Annotated in this window: 14 protein-coding genes; 8 read left to right on the top strand and 6 right to left on the bottom strand. The window is 70.0% G+C overall.

Annotation, left to right across the window (positions count from 1 at the left end):
- Positions 1 to 3 precede the first annotated feature (3 nt).
- The 6 genes from ACQP1O_RS38240 (at position 4) to ACQP1O_RS38265 (ending at position 7,495) form a co-directional block, all read left to right on the top strand.
- The gene (locus tag ACQP1O_RS38240) at positions 4 to 915 is read left to right on the top strand and encodes a hypothetical protein (protein WP_433563183.1); all 912 of its coding nucleotides are present in this window, start codon (positions 4 to 6) and stop codon (positions 913 to 915) included.
- Positions 912 to 2,732 (top strand): fatty acid CoA ligase family protein, encoded by a 1,821-nt coding sequence (locus ACQP1O_RS38245; protein WP_433563184.1) that lies wholly within the window; start codon positions 912 to 914, stop codon positions 2,730 to 2,732. The genes ACQP1O_RS38240 and ACQP1O_RS38245 overlap by 4 nt, the downstream gene beginning before the upstream one ends.
- Positions 2,729 to 2,998 carry a hypothetical protein gene (locus ACQP1O_RS38250; RefSeq protein WP_364622935.1) on the top strand — a complete coding sequence of 90 codons (270 nt, stop codon included), beginning with the start codon at positions 2,729 to 2,731 and terminating at the stop codon, positions 2,996 to 2,998. The genes ACQP1O_RS38245 and ACQP1O_RS38250 overlap by 4 nt, the downstream gene beginning before the upstream one ends.
- Positions 2,995 to 4,035: an SDR family NAD(P)-dependent oxidoreductase gene (locus tag ACQP1O_RS38255; protein WP_433563185.1), complete on the top strand. Its 1,041-nt coding sequence runs from the start codon at positions 2,995 to 2,997 to the stop codon at positions 4,033 to 4,035. Before ACQP1O_RS38250 ends, ACQP1O_RS38255 begins: the two co-directional genes overlap by 4 nt.
- 14 nt (positions 4,036 to 4,049) lie before the next feature.
- The gene (locus tag ACQP1O_RS38260) at positions 4,050 to 5,234 is read left to right on the top strand and encodes a peptide synthetase (protein WP_433563186.1); all 1,185 of its coding nucleotides are present in this window, start codon (positions 4,050 to 4,052) and stop codon (positions 5,232 to 5,234) included.
- A gap of 122 nt (positions 5,235 to 5,356) precedes the next feature.
- A complete protein-coding gene (locus ACQP1O_RS38265) occupies positions 5,357 to 7,495 on the top strand; it encodes an MMPL family transporter (RefSeq protein ID WP_433567930.1) in 2,139 nt (712 codons plus the stop codon).
- 9 nt (positions 7,496 to 7,504) lie between these two features.
- Here ACQP1O_RS38265 and ACQP1O_RS38270 read toward each other — a convergent pair whose 3' ends face one another.
- Complete coding sequence (locus ACQP1O_RS38270) at positions 7,505 to 8,089, bottom strand: dihydrofolate reductase family protein (protein WP_433563187.1); 585 nt, start codon at positions 8,087 to 8,089, stop codon at positions 7,505 to 7,507.
- 99 nt (positions 8,090 to 8,188) lie between these two features.
- On the opposite strand from ACQP1O_RS38270, the gene ACQP1O_RS38275 reads away from it, so the two are divergent.
- Positions 8,189 to 9,346 carry an alpha/beta hydrolase fold domain-containing protein gene (locus ACQP1O_RS38275; protein WP_433563188.1) on the top strand — a complete coding sequence of 386 codons (1,158 nt, stop codon included), beginning with the start codon at positions 8,189 to 8,191 and terminating at the stop codon, positions 9,344 to 9,346.
- Positions 9,347 to 9,578: 232 nt separating this feature from the next.
- Here the strand turns inward: ACQP1O_RS38275 and ACQP1O_RS38280 are convergent, their stop codons facing one another.
- The 3 genes from ACQP1O_RS38280 to rsmI all read right to left on the bottom strand — a co-directional run bounded on the left by ACQP1O_RS38280 (position 9,579) and on the right by rsmI (position 12,653).
- The gene (locus ACQP1O_RS38280; RefSeq protein WP_433563189.1) at positions 9,579 to 10,823 is read right to left on the bottom strand and encodes a cytochrome P450 family protein; all 1,245 of its coding nucleotides are present in this window, start codon (positions 10,821 to 10,823) and stop codon (positions 9,579 to 9,581) included.
- Between the two features lie 98 nt (positions 10,824 to 10,921).
- Positions 10,922 to 11,695: a CPBP family intramembrane glutamic endopeptidase gene (locus ACQP1O_RS38285; protein WP_433563190.1), complete on the bottom strand. Its 774-nt coding sequence runs from the start codon at positions 11,693 to 11,695 to the stop codon at positions 10,922 to 10,924.
- Positions 11,696 to 11,798: 103 nt separating this feature from the next.
- Positions 11,799 to 12,653: a 16S rRNA (cytidine(1402)-2'-O)-methyltransferase gene (gene rsmI / locus ACQP1O_RS38290; RefSeq protein WP_433563191.1), complete on the bottom strand. Its 855-nt coding sequence runs from the start codon at positions 12,651 to 12,653 to the stop codon at positions 11,799 to 11,801.
- Between the two features lie 127 nt (positions 12,654 to 12,780).
- Between rsmI and ACQP1O_RS38295 the strand changes: the two genes are divergently transcribed.
- Positions 12,781 to 14,388 (top strand): dolichyl-phosphate-mannose--protein mannosyltransferase, encoded by a 1,608-nt coding sequence (locus ACQP1O_RS38295; RefSeq protein WP_433563192.1) that lies wholly within the window; start codon positions 12,781 to 12,783, stop codon positions 14,386 to 14,388.
- Positions 14,389 to 14,481: 93 nt separating this feature from the next.
- On the opposite strand, the gene ACQP1O_RS38300 is transcribed toward ACQP1O_RS38295, so the two are convergent.
- Both ACQP1O_RS38300 and arcA read right to left on the bottom strand, forming a co-directional pair.
- Positions 14,482 to 14,856, bottom strand: a complete 375-nt coding sequence (locus ACQP1O_RS38300; protein WP_433563193.1) for a GntR family transcriptional regulator — start codon at positions 14,854 to 14,856, stop codon at positions 14,482 to 14,484.
- A 7-nt stretch (positions 14,857 to 14,863) separates the two neighbouring features.
- Positions 14,864 to 16,093 carry an arginine deiminase gene (gene arcA, locus ACQP1O_RS38305; RefSeq protein WP_433563194.1) on the bottom strand — a complete coding sequence of 410 codons (1,230 nt, stop codon included), beginning with the start codon at positions 16,091 to 16,093 and terminating at the stop codon, positions 14,864 to 14,866.
- Positions 16,094 to 16,149: the final 56 nt, after the last annotated feature.

Raw genomic sequence — 16,149 nt, forward strand, 5'->3', positions numbered from 1 at the left:
GCCATGGGTGTGCGCATCAAGTCCACCGGAATCAGCCGGGACACCGACACTTTCAGCATCGTCGAGCTCAGCGGCCGGGCCGCGCGGCGGGCCATGGAGAGCGCGGGCATCGAGCCCGGGCAGGTCGGGGTCATGATCAACGCGGGCATCTTCCGCGACAACAATACCGTCGAGCCGGCCGTGTCGGCCCTCATCCAGAAGGCCGCGGGCATCGGGCTCGACTACGTGAAGGAGGACCCGCGGTCGTTCTCCTTCGACCTCATGAACGCCGGCACCGGCGTGCTCAATGCCGTGCAGGTGGCGCAGGCGGTGCTGGCCACCGGCAGCGCCGAGCACGTGCTGGTGGTGTCGGGTGACACCCACCCGTCGCTGACGCGCTCCGCCGCCGACGACGAATTCCCCTACGCCACCGCTGGTGCGGCGCTGCTGCTGGAGCAGACCGGCGAGCCCGAGGGCTTCGGCCGGGTGCACACCCGCGCCGCCGCGGGCGCTCCGGGCCTGGAGTCCTACGTGGACACCGAGACCATGGGCGATCGCGGCCGCGGCATCATGACGGTCGAGCGCGAACCCGACTACCTGGACCGGCTGCTGGCCACTGCCGCCGAGGCCGGGCGCGCCGCGCTGTCGGACAGTGCGGTCGACGAGACGACCACGGCCCTCATCGCCGCCACCCCGAGCGCCGACTTCCCGGCCCGCCTGGCCGCCGAACTAGGCATCGCCGCGGACGCGGTGTTCACCCCGGGCCTGACCGACGGTGACCCGCACACGGCCGCGCTCACCCTGGCGTATCACGCGGCCGCCCAGGCGGATTCGCTGGCGGGCTACCGCGATGTGCTGTTCGTGGCGGCCGGTGCGGGCGCCTCGGCCGCCGCGGTCGTCTACCGGCTCCCGGCCCTCGCTGGAGCCGCGGCGTGACCACCGCGACCTATTGGCAGGCCATCGACCGCTTCCGAGCGGTGGTGGCCGCCGATCCGGACCGTGAGGCGGTGATCTACCCCGCGGGGAAGACCGCCTCCGGCCTCCCGGACTACCGCCATCTCACCTACCGTGAGCTCGACGAGTGGTCCGACACCATCGGCCTGCACCTGGCCGCGGCGGGCGTGGGCCGCGGTACCCGCACCATCGTGCTGGTGCTGCCCAGCCCGGAGCTGTACGCGATCATGCTGGGGCTGTTGAAGATCGGCGCCATCCCGGTGGTCATCGATCCGGGCATGGGCCTGCGCAAGATGCTCAACTGCCTGCGCGCCGCGAATGCCGAGGCGTTCATCGGCATTCCGCAGGCGCACGCGGCGCGAGTGCTGTTCGGCAAGTATTTCCGGAACGTGCGGGTGACTCTCACCGTCGGCCCGCGCTGGTTCTGGAGCGGCCCGACCCTGCGCAGCTGGGGCGCGCCGGTGACCGCGGGCCGGCTCGGCAACCGGTTCCGCACCGACGGCGCGGCCGGTCCGGTCGGCGCCAAAGTCGCGGCGCGGCTGGAGGAACTGCGGGCCGCCCTCGCCGAGCGGCGGACCGCCGGCGAGCACCGGGCCCCGTTCGACGCCTTCACCCTGCGCGAGCGGGTGCCGGCGCCGGCGGACGAGGTGCTGCTCATCGCCTACACCACCGGCAGCACCGGGCCCGCCAAGGCCGTGGAGATGACGCACGGCAATCTCAGCGCCATGGTCGAGCAGGTGCACGCCGCGCGCGGCCGGGTGGAACCGGGCACCTCGCTGATCACCCTGCCGCTGGTGGGCATTCTCGACATGCTGCTCGGATCACGGTGCGTGCTACCGCCTCTGGTGCCGAGCAAGGTCGGCTCCACCGATCCGGCGCACGTGGTCGACGCGCTCAACCGTTTCGGCGTGAAGACCATGTTCGCCTCCCCGGCCGTGCTGATTCCGCTGCTGCGGCACCTGGAGACGCACAAGACGCCGGTGCCGACCCTGCACAGCATCTATTCCGGCGGCGCGCCCGTCCCGGACTGGTGCATAGCCGGGCTGCGGCGGGTGCTGGCCGAAGACGCCGAGGTGTACGCCGGGTACGGCTCCACCGAGGCACTGCCCATGTCCACCATCGAATCTCGGGAACTGCTGGGCGGTCTGGCCGAGCGCGCGCACCTGGGCGACGGCACCTGTGTCGGGCGGCCCGCCGAGGGCGTGCGGGCGCGGCTGGTCGCCATCACCGACGATCCCATCCCGACCTGGGCGCAGGCCGAGGCCCGCGAAGCCGAGCTGGTCGCCACCCGCGGCATCGGCGAGCTGGTGGTGTCGGGACCGAATGTGAGCACCCGGTACTACTGGCCGGAGTCGGCGAATCTGGCGGGCAAGATCCACGAGGACGACACGGTGTGGCATCGCACCGGCGACCTGGCCTGGATCGACGGCGAGGGCCGGATCTGGTTCTGCGGCCGCAAGAGTCAGCGCGTGCACACCGCCGCCGGACCCATGTTCTCCGTGCAGGTGGAGCAGGTCTTCAACATACTGCCCGGGGTGGTCCGCACCGCGCTGGTCGGCGTGGGCACCCGCGGCGCGCAGCTGCCGGTGCTCTGCGTGGAGACCGCGCCGGGCACGGACACCGCGGCGCTGACGGCGCTGCTGCGGCAGCGGGCCGGCGAATTCGATGTCACCGCACCGGTTTCCACGTTCCTGTTCCATCCGAAGTTCCCGGTCGATATCCGACACAATGCCAAGATCGGGCGCGAACAACTCGCGGTCTGGGCGGCGGAACAGCTCGGAAAGGACGACGGACGATGAAGGTGACTGTGCTGCGGGCGATTCCGGTACTGGGATGGCTCTACCTGGCCCTGGGGCTGCTGCTGGCGGCGGGCGATCGCGCCCCCGCCAACCGGCTGCTGCGTGCGGTGTTCTGGATCGACGCCTTCCTCAGCATCGTGGTGCACGCGGCCCAGATCCCGGCCGCACTGAAGGCGACCGCGGGCACCGAGCACTCGCCGGTCAAGACGGCGGCCATGACCCAGATCTTCGGAATCACGTGGTGGAAGACGCAGGAGGCCGCATGAAAGCACTGGTGACGGGGGCATCCGGGTTCCTGGGCGGGGCGATCGTGCGCCGCCTCCTCCGGGACGGCGGTTTCGAGGTGGCCATCCTGGCCCGGCCCACCAGCAATCTGCGTGACCTGTACGAGGTCATCGACGAGATCGAGATCATCACCGGCGATCTCACCGATCAGGTGTCGCTCGAACGCGCCACCAAGGGCGTGGACGTGGTGTTCCACAGCGCGGCGCGGGTCGACGACCGCGGCACCCGGGCGCAGTTCGTGGCCGAGAACGTCACGGCCACCGAGAATCTGCTGCGCGCCGCCAAGCGCAATGGGGCCTCGCGGTTCGTGTTCATCTCCAGCCCCAGCGCGCTCATGGACCGCGACGGCGGCGACCAGGTGAACATCGACGAATCGGTGCCGTACCCCATCCGCTATCTGAACGTGTACTCGGAGACCAAGGCCGCGGCCGAACGCGCCGTGCTGGCTTCCAACACCGCCGAATTCACGGCCTGCGCGCTGCGGCCCCGCGCCATCTGGGGCGCCGGCGACCGGTCCGGCCCGATCGTGCGGCTGCTCGGGCGGGCGGCCGCGGGCACGCTGCCGGACCTGTCCTACGGCAAGCAGGTGCTGGCCTCGCTGTGCCATGTGGAGAACATCGCCGAGGCGGCCGTCCTCGCGGCCCGTTCCGAGCAGGTCGGCGGCAAGGCGTATTTCATCGCGGACGCCGAGCAGACCGACGTGTGGGGCTTCCTCGGCGAGGTGGCGACCGGCCTCGGCTATGCGAAACCGACCCGGCAGCCGAATCCGCGGGTGCTCACCGCCGCGGTGGCCGCCATCGAAACCGTCTGGCGCCTGCCGTTCGTCGCCACCCGGTGGTCGCCGCCGCTGACGCGGTACGTGGTGGCGCTGATGACCCGCACCGCCACCTACGACACCTCCGCCGCCACCCGGGATTTCGGCTACCAGCCGATCGTCGACCGCGAGACCGGGCTGGCCGAGTTCCTGGCCTGGCTCGAAACCCAGGGCGGCATCGTGGCATTGACCGAGAACATCTAGGCAGGGGTACACACATGTTCCGCCGTCCCATCTCCCCCACCGAGCTCATCTACTTCCCCATGCGGGATCTGGCGCCGCCGTTCCTGATGCAGCTGGTGGTGGAGGGCCAGGGCAGCATCGATCCGGAGACGCTGCGGCGCGCGGTCGCCACCGCCGCCGACGCCAATCCGGGTGCGCGGCTGGTCCGCGACGGCAAGCAGTGGGTGGACAGCGGGGTGGCGCCGAGTGTGCGGGTGGTGGACCACGCGCTGGAATACCCGGCGCTGGAGGCGGATCCGGTGCTCACCAGCCCGATCGGGCCGACCCCGGACGCCACCGTGGAGGTGCTGCTGCTCACGGCCGCGCCCACCACCCTGGTGTTCCGGGTCTTCCACGGCGTCATGGACGGCATGGGCATGGTCATGTGGGCCACCGACGTGCTGCGGGCGCTGCGCGGTGAGGAACCCGTCGGTGCGCCCGATCCGATCGCCGACGCCGAACTGGTGCGCAAGGTCGGCGCGCCGGGGCGGCCCACGCTCATGCTGCCGCGCTTCCGCTCAGCGGTCGGGCACGGGCGGCAGGACCCGGGCGAACACCGGCACCTGTTGCGCACCCGCACCATTCACGCGACCGGGCCGGGCGCGCTCATGCGGGTGGCCTCGCTGCTCGCCGAGGAGGGCGGGCCGATCTCGCGCATCATGATCCCGGTCGACATCCGCCGCCACGACCCGGAACTGCGGTCCACCGCGAACCTCGCGCTGCCGCTGTTCCTGGACGTGCGGCCGGGCATGGATTGGAAGCAGCTCAACGAGATCAAGCGCGCGGGCCTGAAGGAGAACCGCGAGCTCAACCAGATGGACAACGGCGGCCTGAAATACCTGCCGCAGGCGGCGGGGCGCGGGCTGCTGCGGACGCTGAACCTGCTCGGCTCACGCACCGGCCGGAACCTGGCCTCCGCCACCGTCTCCCACATGGGCCGCTACGACCTCGACGCGCTCGCGATCCCCGGCTTCACCCCCACCGCCATCAAGGTCATGCCGCAGCACAGCGTCGCCATGCCGCTGCTCATGGGCATGACCGAATGCGGCGGACGCACCGAGCTGACCGTCTCCGTCCGCAACGGACGCGGCATTCCGGAACGCCTGGACGCCCTGCTGGACCGCATCGTCCGCACGCTGGAAAGCGAACTGACGCCCACGAATTCGGACGCAACCGCCTGACCCTCTCCTCGACCCGAGCCCGGCCACGGTAACAGGCCACTCGCACACAAGGATCGGAGTGCCCCATGACCGTCGTCGACAGTTCCGCCGAGGTCGCCGAGACCGCGGAAGCAGATGGCCTCATGGCCGCCTGGGCTCGGGTCGTGGTGGCGCGGCCCAAGACCGTGCTGGCGGTCGCGGTGCTGTTCGCACTGGCCTGCGGGCTGTTCGCGGCCGGGCTGCAGCAGCGGGTGAGTTCGGCGGGATTCGTGGTGCCCGATGGTGAGTCCGCGGCGGTGGATGCCTGGGTGACCGAACGCCTGGGGCCGCAGAACCCGGATGTCATCGCCATCTACACCGCGCCCGAGGGGCAGTCGCTGGCCGATATCGGACCGAGAGTGACCGAGGCGATCGGCAAGATCGATCCCGCGCTGCTGGATCGGCCGGTCGAAAGCTATTGGAACAGTCCGCGATCGCAGTACCTCCGATCGTCCGATGGACGGCAGGCGGTGGCGGTCGTGTTCTCGGCGGGGAACGACAATCAGCGGGTCGCGTCATATCCGAAAATCGCTGCCACACTGCGCATTCCGGGAATCGACACCAAGCTGACCGGATACAGCGCGCTCGCCGACACGATCAGCGATCAGTCGCGGCACGATCTGGTGCTGGCCGAATCGATTTCGATCCCGCTGACCGCGATCGTGCTGGTGCTGGTATTCGGCGGGGTGGTGGCCGCCTCGCTGCCGGTGCTCATCGGCACGCTGGCCGTGGTGGGGGCGCTGGGCGCGGTCGGAATCATCGCGCGGATGACCGAGGTCAGCGTGTTCGCCATGAATGTGGTGTCCCTGCTGGGGCTCGGATTGGCCATCGACTACGGGCTTTTCATCGTCGGACGGTTCCGCGAGGAGCTGGGGCGGGGATGCTCGACCGAGGAGGCGGTGACCCGCACCCTGCGGACCGCCGGGCGCACCGTGCTGTTCTCGGCGCTGCTGCTCATGTGCGCGTTCGGGGGCACCTTCGTGTTCCCGCTGGCCGTGCTGCGCTCGCTCGGCATCGGGGCCATCGCCGCGGTCGGGCTGGCCGCGCTGCTGTCGGTGACCGCGCTGCCCGCGATCCTCAGCCTGCTGGGCTCGCGCATCGGTAAGTGGAGCTGGCGCGCGGACGCCTTCGAGCGCTCGGAGGAACGGGCGCAACGATTCTGGGGACGGGTGGTCACCGCCGTCATGCGCCGGCCGGGCACGGTCGCCATTGCGGTCGGTGCGATCCTGCTGGTCCTCGCCGCACCGCTGTCCGGCGTCCGGCTCGGCGATGTCGACCACACGGCACTGCCCGCCGGTAATGAGACCCGCGTCGCCGTGGAGGAATTGAGCGCGCACTTCCCGGCCGCGAACAGTGGCGCGACCATCTTGCTGCGCGAAACCGACGGCAGCGCACCGACTCCGACCGCCATCAGCACCGCCCTGCGAGAGATCAGCGGCGTCCGGGGCGTGCGCCAGGCGACGGCGCTGGACACCCGCGACAACACCACCGTCATCCACGCGGCACTGGCCGCTCCGGACCGCTCGCCGCGGGCCCAGGACGTCGTGCGCGACCTGCGTGACCTGCACCTGGACGGACTCGACCTGCGGGTCGGCGGCGAGAGCGCCACCACCGTCGACAGCATCGCGGCCGTCCTGGACCGGCTGCCGCTCATGATCGTGGTCATGGTCGCGGTCACCCTGCTCATGCTGGCGCTGGCCTTCCGCTCGATCGTGTTGCCGCTCAAGGCCGTACTCATGGCGTTCCTGAGCCTGACGGCCACCTTCGGGGTGCTGACCTGGATCTTCGATCAGGGCCACCTGGCGGGTGCGCTGCACATCAGCGTCGGGCCACTGTCGGCGGGCATGATGGTGCTCATCATCGCCGTGGTCTTCGGGCTGTCCACCGACTACGAGGTGTTCCTGCTCTCGCGGATGGTGGAGGCCCACAACGCCGGTGCCGACACCGAGGAATCGGTCCGCATCGGCACCGTCCAGACGGCCCGCGTGATCACCGCCGCCGCAACGCTGCTCGTCCTCATCACCGGGGCGTTCACGCTCTCCCCGCTCACGCCCATGCGATTCCTCGGCCTCGGCATGGTGATCGCGCTCGTCATCGACGCCACCCTGGTGCGCATGCTGCTGGTTCCGGCCCTGGTCAAGCTGATGGGGCCCGCCAACTGGTGGGCCCCGGGAGGTAGGAAGCGGACTCAGCCGAAGAATTCGATCAGCGCCGGCGCCAATACGGCCGCCTTGACGAGGTGATGCGGCGGCTCATGCCGCGGCCTCCTGCTGGGTGTAGACCAGGTTCACCACACCGCAGTCCAGGGGACGGCAGTCGGTGAGCGTGAAGGTGGCCGGCATCTGGTCCGGGGTGAAGAATCGCGCGCCCGCACCGCCGAGGATCAGCGGAAACACCAGCAGGTGCAGCTCATCGAGGAGATTCTCGGCGATCAGGTAGCGCACCAGGGTGCCGCTGCCGCCGATGCCGATGTGCTGATGCCGGTCCTTGAGCGCGCCGATCTCCTTGGCCAGGTTGTCGCGCAGAACGGTGGTGTTGGCCCAGTCGGTGGACTCCAGCGTCGTGGACACCACGTACTTGGGCATGGCGTTGACGGCGTCGAAGTACGGGCCGGACTGGCTGGTGAAGAAGGGTTTCAGGCCCTCGTAGGTGGTGCGGCCCAGGAGCATTGCGTCATTGCCCGCCATGATGGCGCCCACGGCCTGCTGCACCTCGGCGTCGTTGAAATACGGCCCGGTGTGCGGATCGGTCGGTGAGATCGACGGGGCGAGACCGGTCCAGCCGCTCTCGGTGACGCCGTCGAGTGAAAGGTACTGCCCTGCAACAATTTTTCCCATGCGTCTACGGTCGCAATTTCGGGAAGCCCAAGGAATTGCCGGGTGGGCAAGACAGCGATGCCTCAGCGGAATGAATGCGGGGCGGGGATACTCGAGCGCATGGTCGAGCCGCTGCCCCAGACCCCCGAGGGTGTGGAACTCCGGCACCTGCGCGCCTTCGTCGCGGTCGCCGAGGAACTGAACTTCGGCCGGGCGGCGCAGCGGCTCTACGTCACCCAGCCGGCGCTCAGCCGGACGATCCGCGGTCTGGAGAAGCTGGTGGGCTGCGACCTGTTCAAGCGCAGCACCCGCAGCGTGAGCCTGACCTCCGCAGGGGCGGCGCTGCTGGACCGGACCCGCGGCGTGCTGTCCGAACTGGACGCGGCGCTCACCGTGGCACGGGCCGCGGGCGGCGAGCTGTCGGCCCGCATGGATCGGATGTGGAGTCCGGTGGAGGAGACCTTCAACGGCGACCTCGCGCCCATGCGGTCGGCCTTCGAAGTCATGCACGCACAGTTCCCCATCCCGGAGGGCGTGCTGCTGGAACCGGTGAACGCCGGCGGGGTGCCCGGCATCCAGCTCACACCCGCCGGGGACTCCGAGACCATCGCCGTCTACGCGCACGGCGGCGGCTTCATGATGGGCTCGGCCTACGGGTATCGCGGCATGGCGGGCGCGATCACCGAGGCCGGGCGCACCCGAGTGCTGGTGCCCGAATACCGGCTCGCCCCCGAACATCCCTTCCCGGCCGCCCGCGACGATGTGTGCACCGCCTACCGCTGGCTGCTGGAGTGCGGTCATCCACCGGAAAGCATTGCACTGGTGGGTGATTCGACCGGGGCCATGCTGATCCTGTCTGCGCTGCTGCACGCCCGCGAGTGCGGCCTGCCCATGCCGCGCGCGACCGTGCTGCTGTGCCCCGCCGTCGACTTCTACGCCCCCGCCGACGACCCGCCCGCCGATGTCGAACAGCACATGCGCTTCCAGAACGCCTACCTGGCGGGCCGGCCGGCGAGCGATCCGGAAGCCAATCCGATGTGCGCCGATCTCACCGGCCTGCCGCCGACCCTGGTGCAATCCGGTGAGTTCGACGGCCTCGGGCGCAATACCAATGCGCTCGTCGAGCGGCTGCGAGCGGCCGATGTCGCGGTCCAGCACGACAGCTACCCGGTCGACGGGCACGCCTTCCAGATCTACTGGTCGTTCCATCCGGAGGCGGCCGAGGCCGTCGGGCAGGTCGGCGACTTCCTCCAGAAGCCGGTCCCGGTCACGCTCTGAATGTTTTTGTCGCGCAACAGCACTCCGGTGACGCAACTGCACGCCACGGATACCGCTCGTGGCATACAGCTGCGCTGACCGGGCCACCGCGCTCCTCGTTGAACGCGGCGCACCCGTGAACCGGGCCGTACCCGACACCGGCGAAACCGATCCGGCCGGCGCGCGTCGGTCCGCGGAGATGGGCGCACAACCCCCTTCGTCGTGCGCACATCTCGACGGGCCGACGCCCGGTTCAGGGGCGAAGCCGCACCGGCAGGGCGATGAGACCTCGCACGATCAGGGATTTGCGCCAGACCAGTTCCGCCCCGGCGGCCAATTCCAGATCCGGGTAGGCCGCCAGCAAACGGCTCAGCGCGATCCCGCCCTCCATGCGCGCCAAGGGCGCGCCGACACAGCGGTGGACGCCGTGGCCGAAGGCGAGGTGGTTCTTGTCGACGCGGTCCAGGTCCACGCGGTGCGGATCGGCGAAGCGGGCCGGGTCGCGGTCGGCGGCGGCCATGGACACCAGAAGGCGCTGACCGGCGGGGATTTCGACGCCGCCCAGGGTGACCGGGACGGTGGTGTAGCGGAAGGTGGCCTCGCTCGCCGGCGACTCGTAGCGCAGCACCTCCTCCACGAAATCCGGTACCCGATCCGAGTTTTCTGCCAGTGTGGTCCGGACGTCCTTGTCCGTCAGCAGGATCGCGACCGCGTTCGAGATGAGGTTCACGGTGGTCTCGAAACCCGCGACCAGCAGCAGGAACACCATGCTGATCAGCTCGCGGTGCGAGAGTCGGTCGCCGTCCTCGCCGGCCGAGATGAGTTCGGAGAGCAGGTCATCGGCGGGCTCTTCGCGCTTGGCGTCGATGAGTTGATCGATGTAGGCGAGGAACCGCTGCACCGCGCCCCCGCGGGCCTCGACGGTCTCGTCATTGGAGACCAGGGTGGTGGACCAAGCACGGAAGTCGTCGCGATCCGCGTGGGGCACACCGAGCAGTTCGCAGATGACCAGCATGGGCAGCGGGAAGGCGTAGCGGTCCAGCAGATCCTGATCGACGGCGGCGTCGGCGGCCAGATCGGCGAGCAGTGCATCGGCCAATTCGGTGATGCGTGAGGCCAATTCGCGCACCGCGCGGCTGCTGAAAGCCCGGTTCACCAGCGTGCGCAGGCGGGTGTGCTCCGGCGGGTCGTAGAAGAGCATCATGTCGCCGAACATGGCGCCGGCTGCCTGGGCGCCCGCGCCGTCACCCGCCAGGGCCGTGCGCGCGCCCTCGGATGTGAGGACCTTGCTGATGGCAGAGTCCAGGAAGGCCGCCTTGGCCGCCTCGTAGTCGGTGATCAGCCAGCCGGTGCCGCCGTCCGGGAAACGCACGAAATGCGCGGGCCCGCGCGCACGCAACAGGTCGTATGCGGCGTGCGGGTGCTGATAGAAGTCATCGGTCAGCACGAACGGCTCGATCGCCAATTCGCCTGCCGGGACATCGGTTTCGTGCACCATGATGGGGGACTCTAACAGCGGCCGGGTTGACCGGTCCCGCCATCGGCCACCCCAGCCGCTGCATACACTCACAGTGCACAAATCTCGGCCGTGCCTGATCACCCGGCCGCGCGGACGCCCGCTCGCCGGCTCGAAATCCACACGGCCGCACCGACGATCAGCGATGCGGCCGCGTAGTAGTACAGCTGCGGCAGTCCCAGCGTGTCATCCCCCGTCACCAGGTACAGCGCCACATTGATCAGCCAATGCCCGACGGTGCCGATCAGCACCCGCTGCGAGTAACTGCCGACCGCGAGAAACCCCAGCACACAGGCGAATCCTAGGACCGCTGCCAGAAATGCCGCCGCCACCGCGGGTCCCGCCGCGAACGCCTGCACATGCCACACCGCCCAGACCACCCCGGTGATCCCGATCGCCACCGGCCGGGCATACCGCGACTCCAGCACCGGCTGCAGGAATCCACGCCAGCCCGCCTCCTCCCCCGCCGCCCCGGCCAGCTGGAGCAGCACGAACACAGCGAAGGGCACCCCACCCACCGCCACCGGACCGTGCAGCTTCATCGAGTCGGAGGCCATGGCGGCGGTCGACAGGCCGATGGCGGCACACGAAACCACCACCGCCACACCATGTCCGCGCACCACGTCCCACGACGCCGGCGCGGGCAGCAGGGCGGCCAGGCGCTGCCGCCACACCAGCGCCACGACACCCACTGCCACCGCGGGCCCGCACTGCGTCAGCGACAGCGCTGCCGGGTCGATCCCTGAATTCGCCTGCACCGCAAGCAGAACTCCGGACGCCAGAAACGCCAGCACCACGTAGGCGCCGACCATCGCACCGATAATTCCCGGCCGCCGCACCTCATTCGAGATCACCCCGCGATGGTCGCACCGCAGGTCTCGACGGTCCTCACACCCGAGAGTGATTCCCGCACCGCGATATCAGACTCGAGAGCCAGCCCCGAGCCCTGCCGACCGGCTACTCGGCGGCCCGCGCGGCGAGCACCGCGTCGTAGAGTTCGCGGCGCGAGGCCCCCGTGGCCGCGGAGACCTCGGCGCACGCGTCCTTGAGCCGCAGACCGGAGCCGATCAATGCCTCCACCTGGCCGACCAGGTCGGCGGGCTCGGCGGAAACCGGTTGCGCGCCTTCGAGAACCACGGTGATCTCACCCCGCGCGCCCTCGACCGCCCACGCGGCCAGCTCGGCCAGCGTGCCGCGCACGACCTCCTCGTAGGTCTTGGTGAGCTCGCGGCACACCGCGGCGCGGCGCTCCGGGCCGAGCACCTCGACCGCATCGGCCAGGCAGTCCGCAAGACGGTGCGGGGCCTCGAAGAACACGACGGCCCGCGGCTCCGCGGTGAGGGTCCGCAGCCATTCCTTGCGCTGGCCGGACTTCCGGGGCGGGAAGCCGTCGAAACAGAACCGCTCGACCGGGAGGCCGGACAGCGCGAGCGCGGTGGTCACCGCGGACGGGCCCGGCAGACAGGTGATCGGGAGCCCGCGCTCCACACAGGCCGCCACCATCCGATAGCCCGGATCGCTCACCGACGGCATCCCGGCATCGGTGACGAGCAGCACGGTACGGCCGGACTCGATCTCCTCGAGCAGCATCGGGATCCGCGCGGTCTCCACGTGGTCGTAGAAGCTCACCACCCGGCCGGTGATCTCGATGTCCAGAGCCTTGGCCAGTGCACGGGTCCGCCGCGTGTCCTCCGCGGCCACCACCTCGGCGGTCGCCAGCGCGTCCCGCAGCCGCTGCGAGGCATCCCCGATATCGCCCATGGGAGTGGCCGCCAAGACCAGCCGTCCACCGGCACTCGGCTCCGCGCTCATGGTGCTCCTACTCCTAGAAGGGTCCGCCAACTCGCCCCCGACTCTATCGATGCGATCGACCGGCACCGCGTACCTCCATCCTCACCGGGGCGGGACTCGGGGGCGGGTACCGCTTACGATCGACGGCGTGACCCAGGTGACCGACGTGCGACCGGCAGCGGTGGGGGCGGAGACGGCGGCGCTGTCGAGTCCGGCTCCGCTGGTGCCCTCACCCGATTTCGGGCCCACGGACTGGGCTCGGGGGTGGGTGGTCACGCTGTTCCTCACAGCCATCGCCGCCATCACCCGGTTCCTGTTCCTGAACTATCCGACCGATCTGCACACGCCCGTCTTCGACGAGAAGCACTACGCACCGCAGGGCTGGCAGGTACTCACCGGCGGCGGCGTGGAGGACAACCCCGGCTACGGGCTGGTGGTGCACCCGCCGGTGGGCAAGCAGATGATCGCGCTGGGCGAGGCCATCTTCGGCTACTCCCCCTGGGGGTGGCGGTTCACCGCGGCCGTCTCCGGAACGCTGATCGTGCTGCTGGTGATCCGCATCGTCCGGCGCATGACCCGGTCCACGCTGATCGGCGCGTTCGCGGGCATTCTGCTCATCTGCGACGGGCTCACCTTCGTGTCCTCCCGCATCGGCATGCTCGACATCTTCCAGGCACTGTTCGTGACAGCGGCTTTCGGCTGCCTGGTGGTGGACCGCGACGACATCCGGGCGCGCATCGCGCTGGTGGCCGCGCAGGGACGCATCGACGACAGCGCATACGGGCCGCGATTCGGGGTGCGCTGGTGGCGCTTCGGCGCGGGCGTCCTGCTCGGGCTGGCCTGCGGCACCAAATGGTCCGGCGCGTACTGGATCATCGGCTTCGCCGCGCTCGCGCTGGCCTTCGATCTCTCGGCCCGCCGTGGCTACCGGGTGAAGCGACCGTGGGCGGGTGTGGCCAGACGGGATCTCGGGCCCACCGTCTACGCGCTCGCCGTCATCCCGGTGTTCGTGTACCTGGCCTCCTTCTGGGGCTGGTTCGCCAACGAGACCAGCTACGACCGGTACGCGGTCGGGGTGAAGGTCGGACGCGGCGGCGACTTCTCCTGGGTACCGAGCGCACTGCGCGGGCTCTGGTACTACGGCGGCGAGGTGCTCACCTTCCACTCGCAGCTCACCAATTCCGCCGGAAATCACCATCCCTGGGAATCCAAGCCGTGGACCTGGCCGATGGGCCTGCGGCCGATGCTCTACTACTACGCCGACACCAATGTGACCGGCTGCGGCCAGCCCACCTGCGTGAAGGCCGTGATGGCGATCGGCACCCCCGCGCTGTGGTGGGTGGCCTTCCCCATGCTGGCGTGGGCGCTGTGGCGCAGCGCGGTGCGCCGCGACTGGCGCTACGCGGCGGTCCTGGTCGGTTACGGTGCGGGCATCCTGCCCTGGTTCCTGGACCTCGACCGCCAGATGTACTACTTCTACGCGGTGCCGCTGGCCCCGTTCCTGGCCATGGGTGTGGCGCTGGCGCTGGGCGACACCCTCGGTCACGCCCCGCCCAGCGGGCGACGGCTGTCGGGAGCCCCTGGCTGGCAACACCTCACGCCACTCAGTGAGCGACAAGGCCTGGGCCTGCTGCTGGTCAGCCTCTACCTGGCCCTGGTCATCGCCAATTTCATCTGGCTCTGGCCGATCCTGACCGCCATGCCCATCACCCCGGGCAACTGGCACGACCACCTGTGGCTCCCCAGCTGGCGGTAGAACCGACGTCAGGTCGTGGGGGCAACCCCCGAAAGACCTGGGGGCCGAGCCCCCGAACCCCCGGGTGAGTTGCCCGGCGCGGATCCGCCGAGACTAAGGAGCAGTGGGAGTTTCGCCGAGCGCCGCATGCAGATAGCGGACGGCTGCCGCGTCGTCGAGGCCGAGTCGGCGGATCACCGCGACGTATTCGGTGGCGGCGCGGCCGGCCAGGTCGCGGGTGGGATCGCCCGAGGATGCGATGAAAGAGCCCAGGCGGCCGCGGGTTTCGAGGACACCGTCCTGCTCCAGCTCCCGGTAGGCGCGGGCCACCGTGTTCGGGGCCAGCTTCAGCGTCGCCGCCAGCGCCCGGACCGTGGGGATCTTGGTTCCGGCGGCCAGTTCGCCGGAGCGGACCCGGGAGATGATGCCCTGGCGCAGCTGCTCGTAGGGCGGGACCGTCGAGTGGTGGTCGACCGGGATGTCCAGCATGGCTTCATCACACCTCGTCACGCGACAACGGGCAGGACAGGCAGCGCGGACCGCCACGGCCCGAACCCAACTCGGAACCGGGGATGCGCAGCACCTCGATTCCGGCGTCTTCGAGCCGCGCATTGGTGTTCTCGTTGCGCTCGTAGGCGACCACCACGCCGGGGGCCAGCGCGAGGGTGTTGTTGCCGTCGTCCCACTGCTCCCGCTCGGCGGTGACGCCGTCCAGGCCGGTGTCGACCACCCGCAGCTTGCCGATGCCCATGGCCTCGGCCGCCACGCGCAGGAAGGGATCCGGGCCGGAGATACTCACCCCGCGCCCCTCCTCCTTGCGAATGGTGAAGGCGCGCAACTCATCCTGGATGGCCGGGTACATGACCACCGCGTCGACGTCCACCATGGTGCAGACGGTGTCGAGATGCATGGTCGCACGGGTCTGGGCGATCGGCACCACGAGCACGGTGCGCGCCAGGTCGTCCTCGAACAGGCTGCGCGCCAAGGCTTCCGCGCCCGCCGCGGTGGTGCGTTCCCCCACCCCGACCGCCACCACGCCCGGCGCGAGCAACAGCACATCGCCGCCCTCGATCGGCGCGGTGTGCGATTCGTAGGCCCGCCGCACACCCAGGAAGCGGGGGTGGAACGCGTAAATCAGGTCGGTGAGCGAGGTTTCGCGGGCGCGGGCCGGCAGCGCCAGCGAGGTGATGGCCACCCGCGGCCCGATCCAGAAGGAGGAGTCCCGGGTGAACAGCAGATTGGGCAGCGGGTCGATGACGAAGTCGTGCCCGTGGTGCATGCGCCGCACCAGCGAGGTGGCGTCCGCCCCGAAGGGCAGCTCGTCGAATGTCATGCCGGACATGAGGATCTGCGCCAGCTCCGGCGCGGGCACCCCACGCAGGTAGGCGGCCAGCTCGTCGGCGAGTAGGTGCCCGAGCCGGCGCGCGTTCACCGCACCCGAGATGCCCTGTATCCGCGCGGCGCCGCTGACCTGGATGGTCTCGGTCAGCACCTCGGCCAGCAGCAGCACCTCCACGCCACGCCGGCGCAACACCTCGGCGAAGATGTCGTGTTCCTGCTGGGCACGCTCGACCCAGGGAATGGCGTCGAACAGCAACTGGTCGTTGTTGCGCGGGGTGAGCCGGCGCAGCTCGTCGCCCGGCCGGTGTAACAGCACCGTGCGCAGCGCGCCGACCTCCGAGGTCACGGAAAACGGTCGCGCCGTGGGTGCGGCCTTTGTTCCCATGACATGACGGTAGTTCCCCGCGGCACGGATGGCATGGAATTCGCGACTCGAGTCGC

This window comes from Nocardia sp. CA-151230, from assembly GCF_050942175.1.
Lineage (GTDB): Bacteria > Actinomycetota > Actinomycetes > Mycobacteriales > Mycobacteriaceae > Nocardia.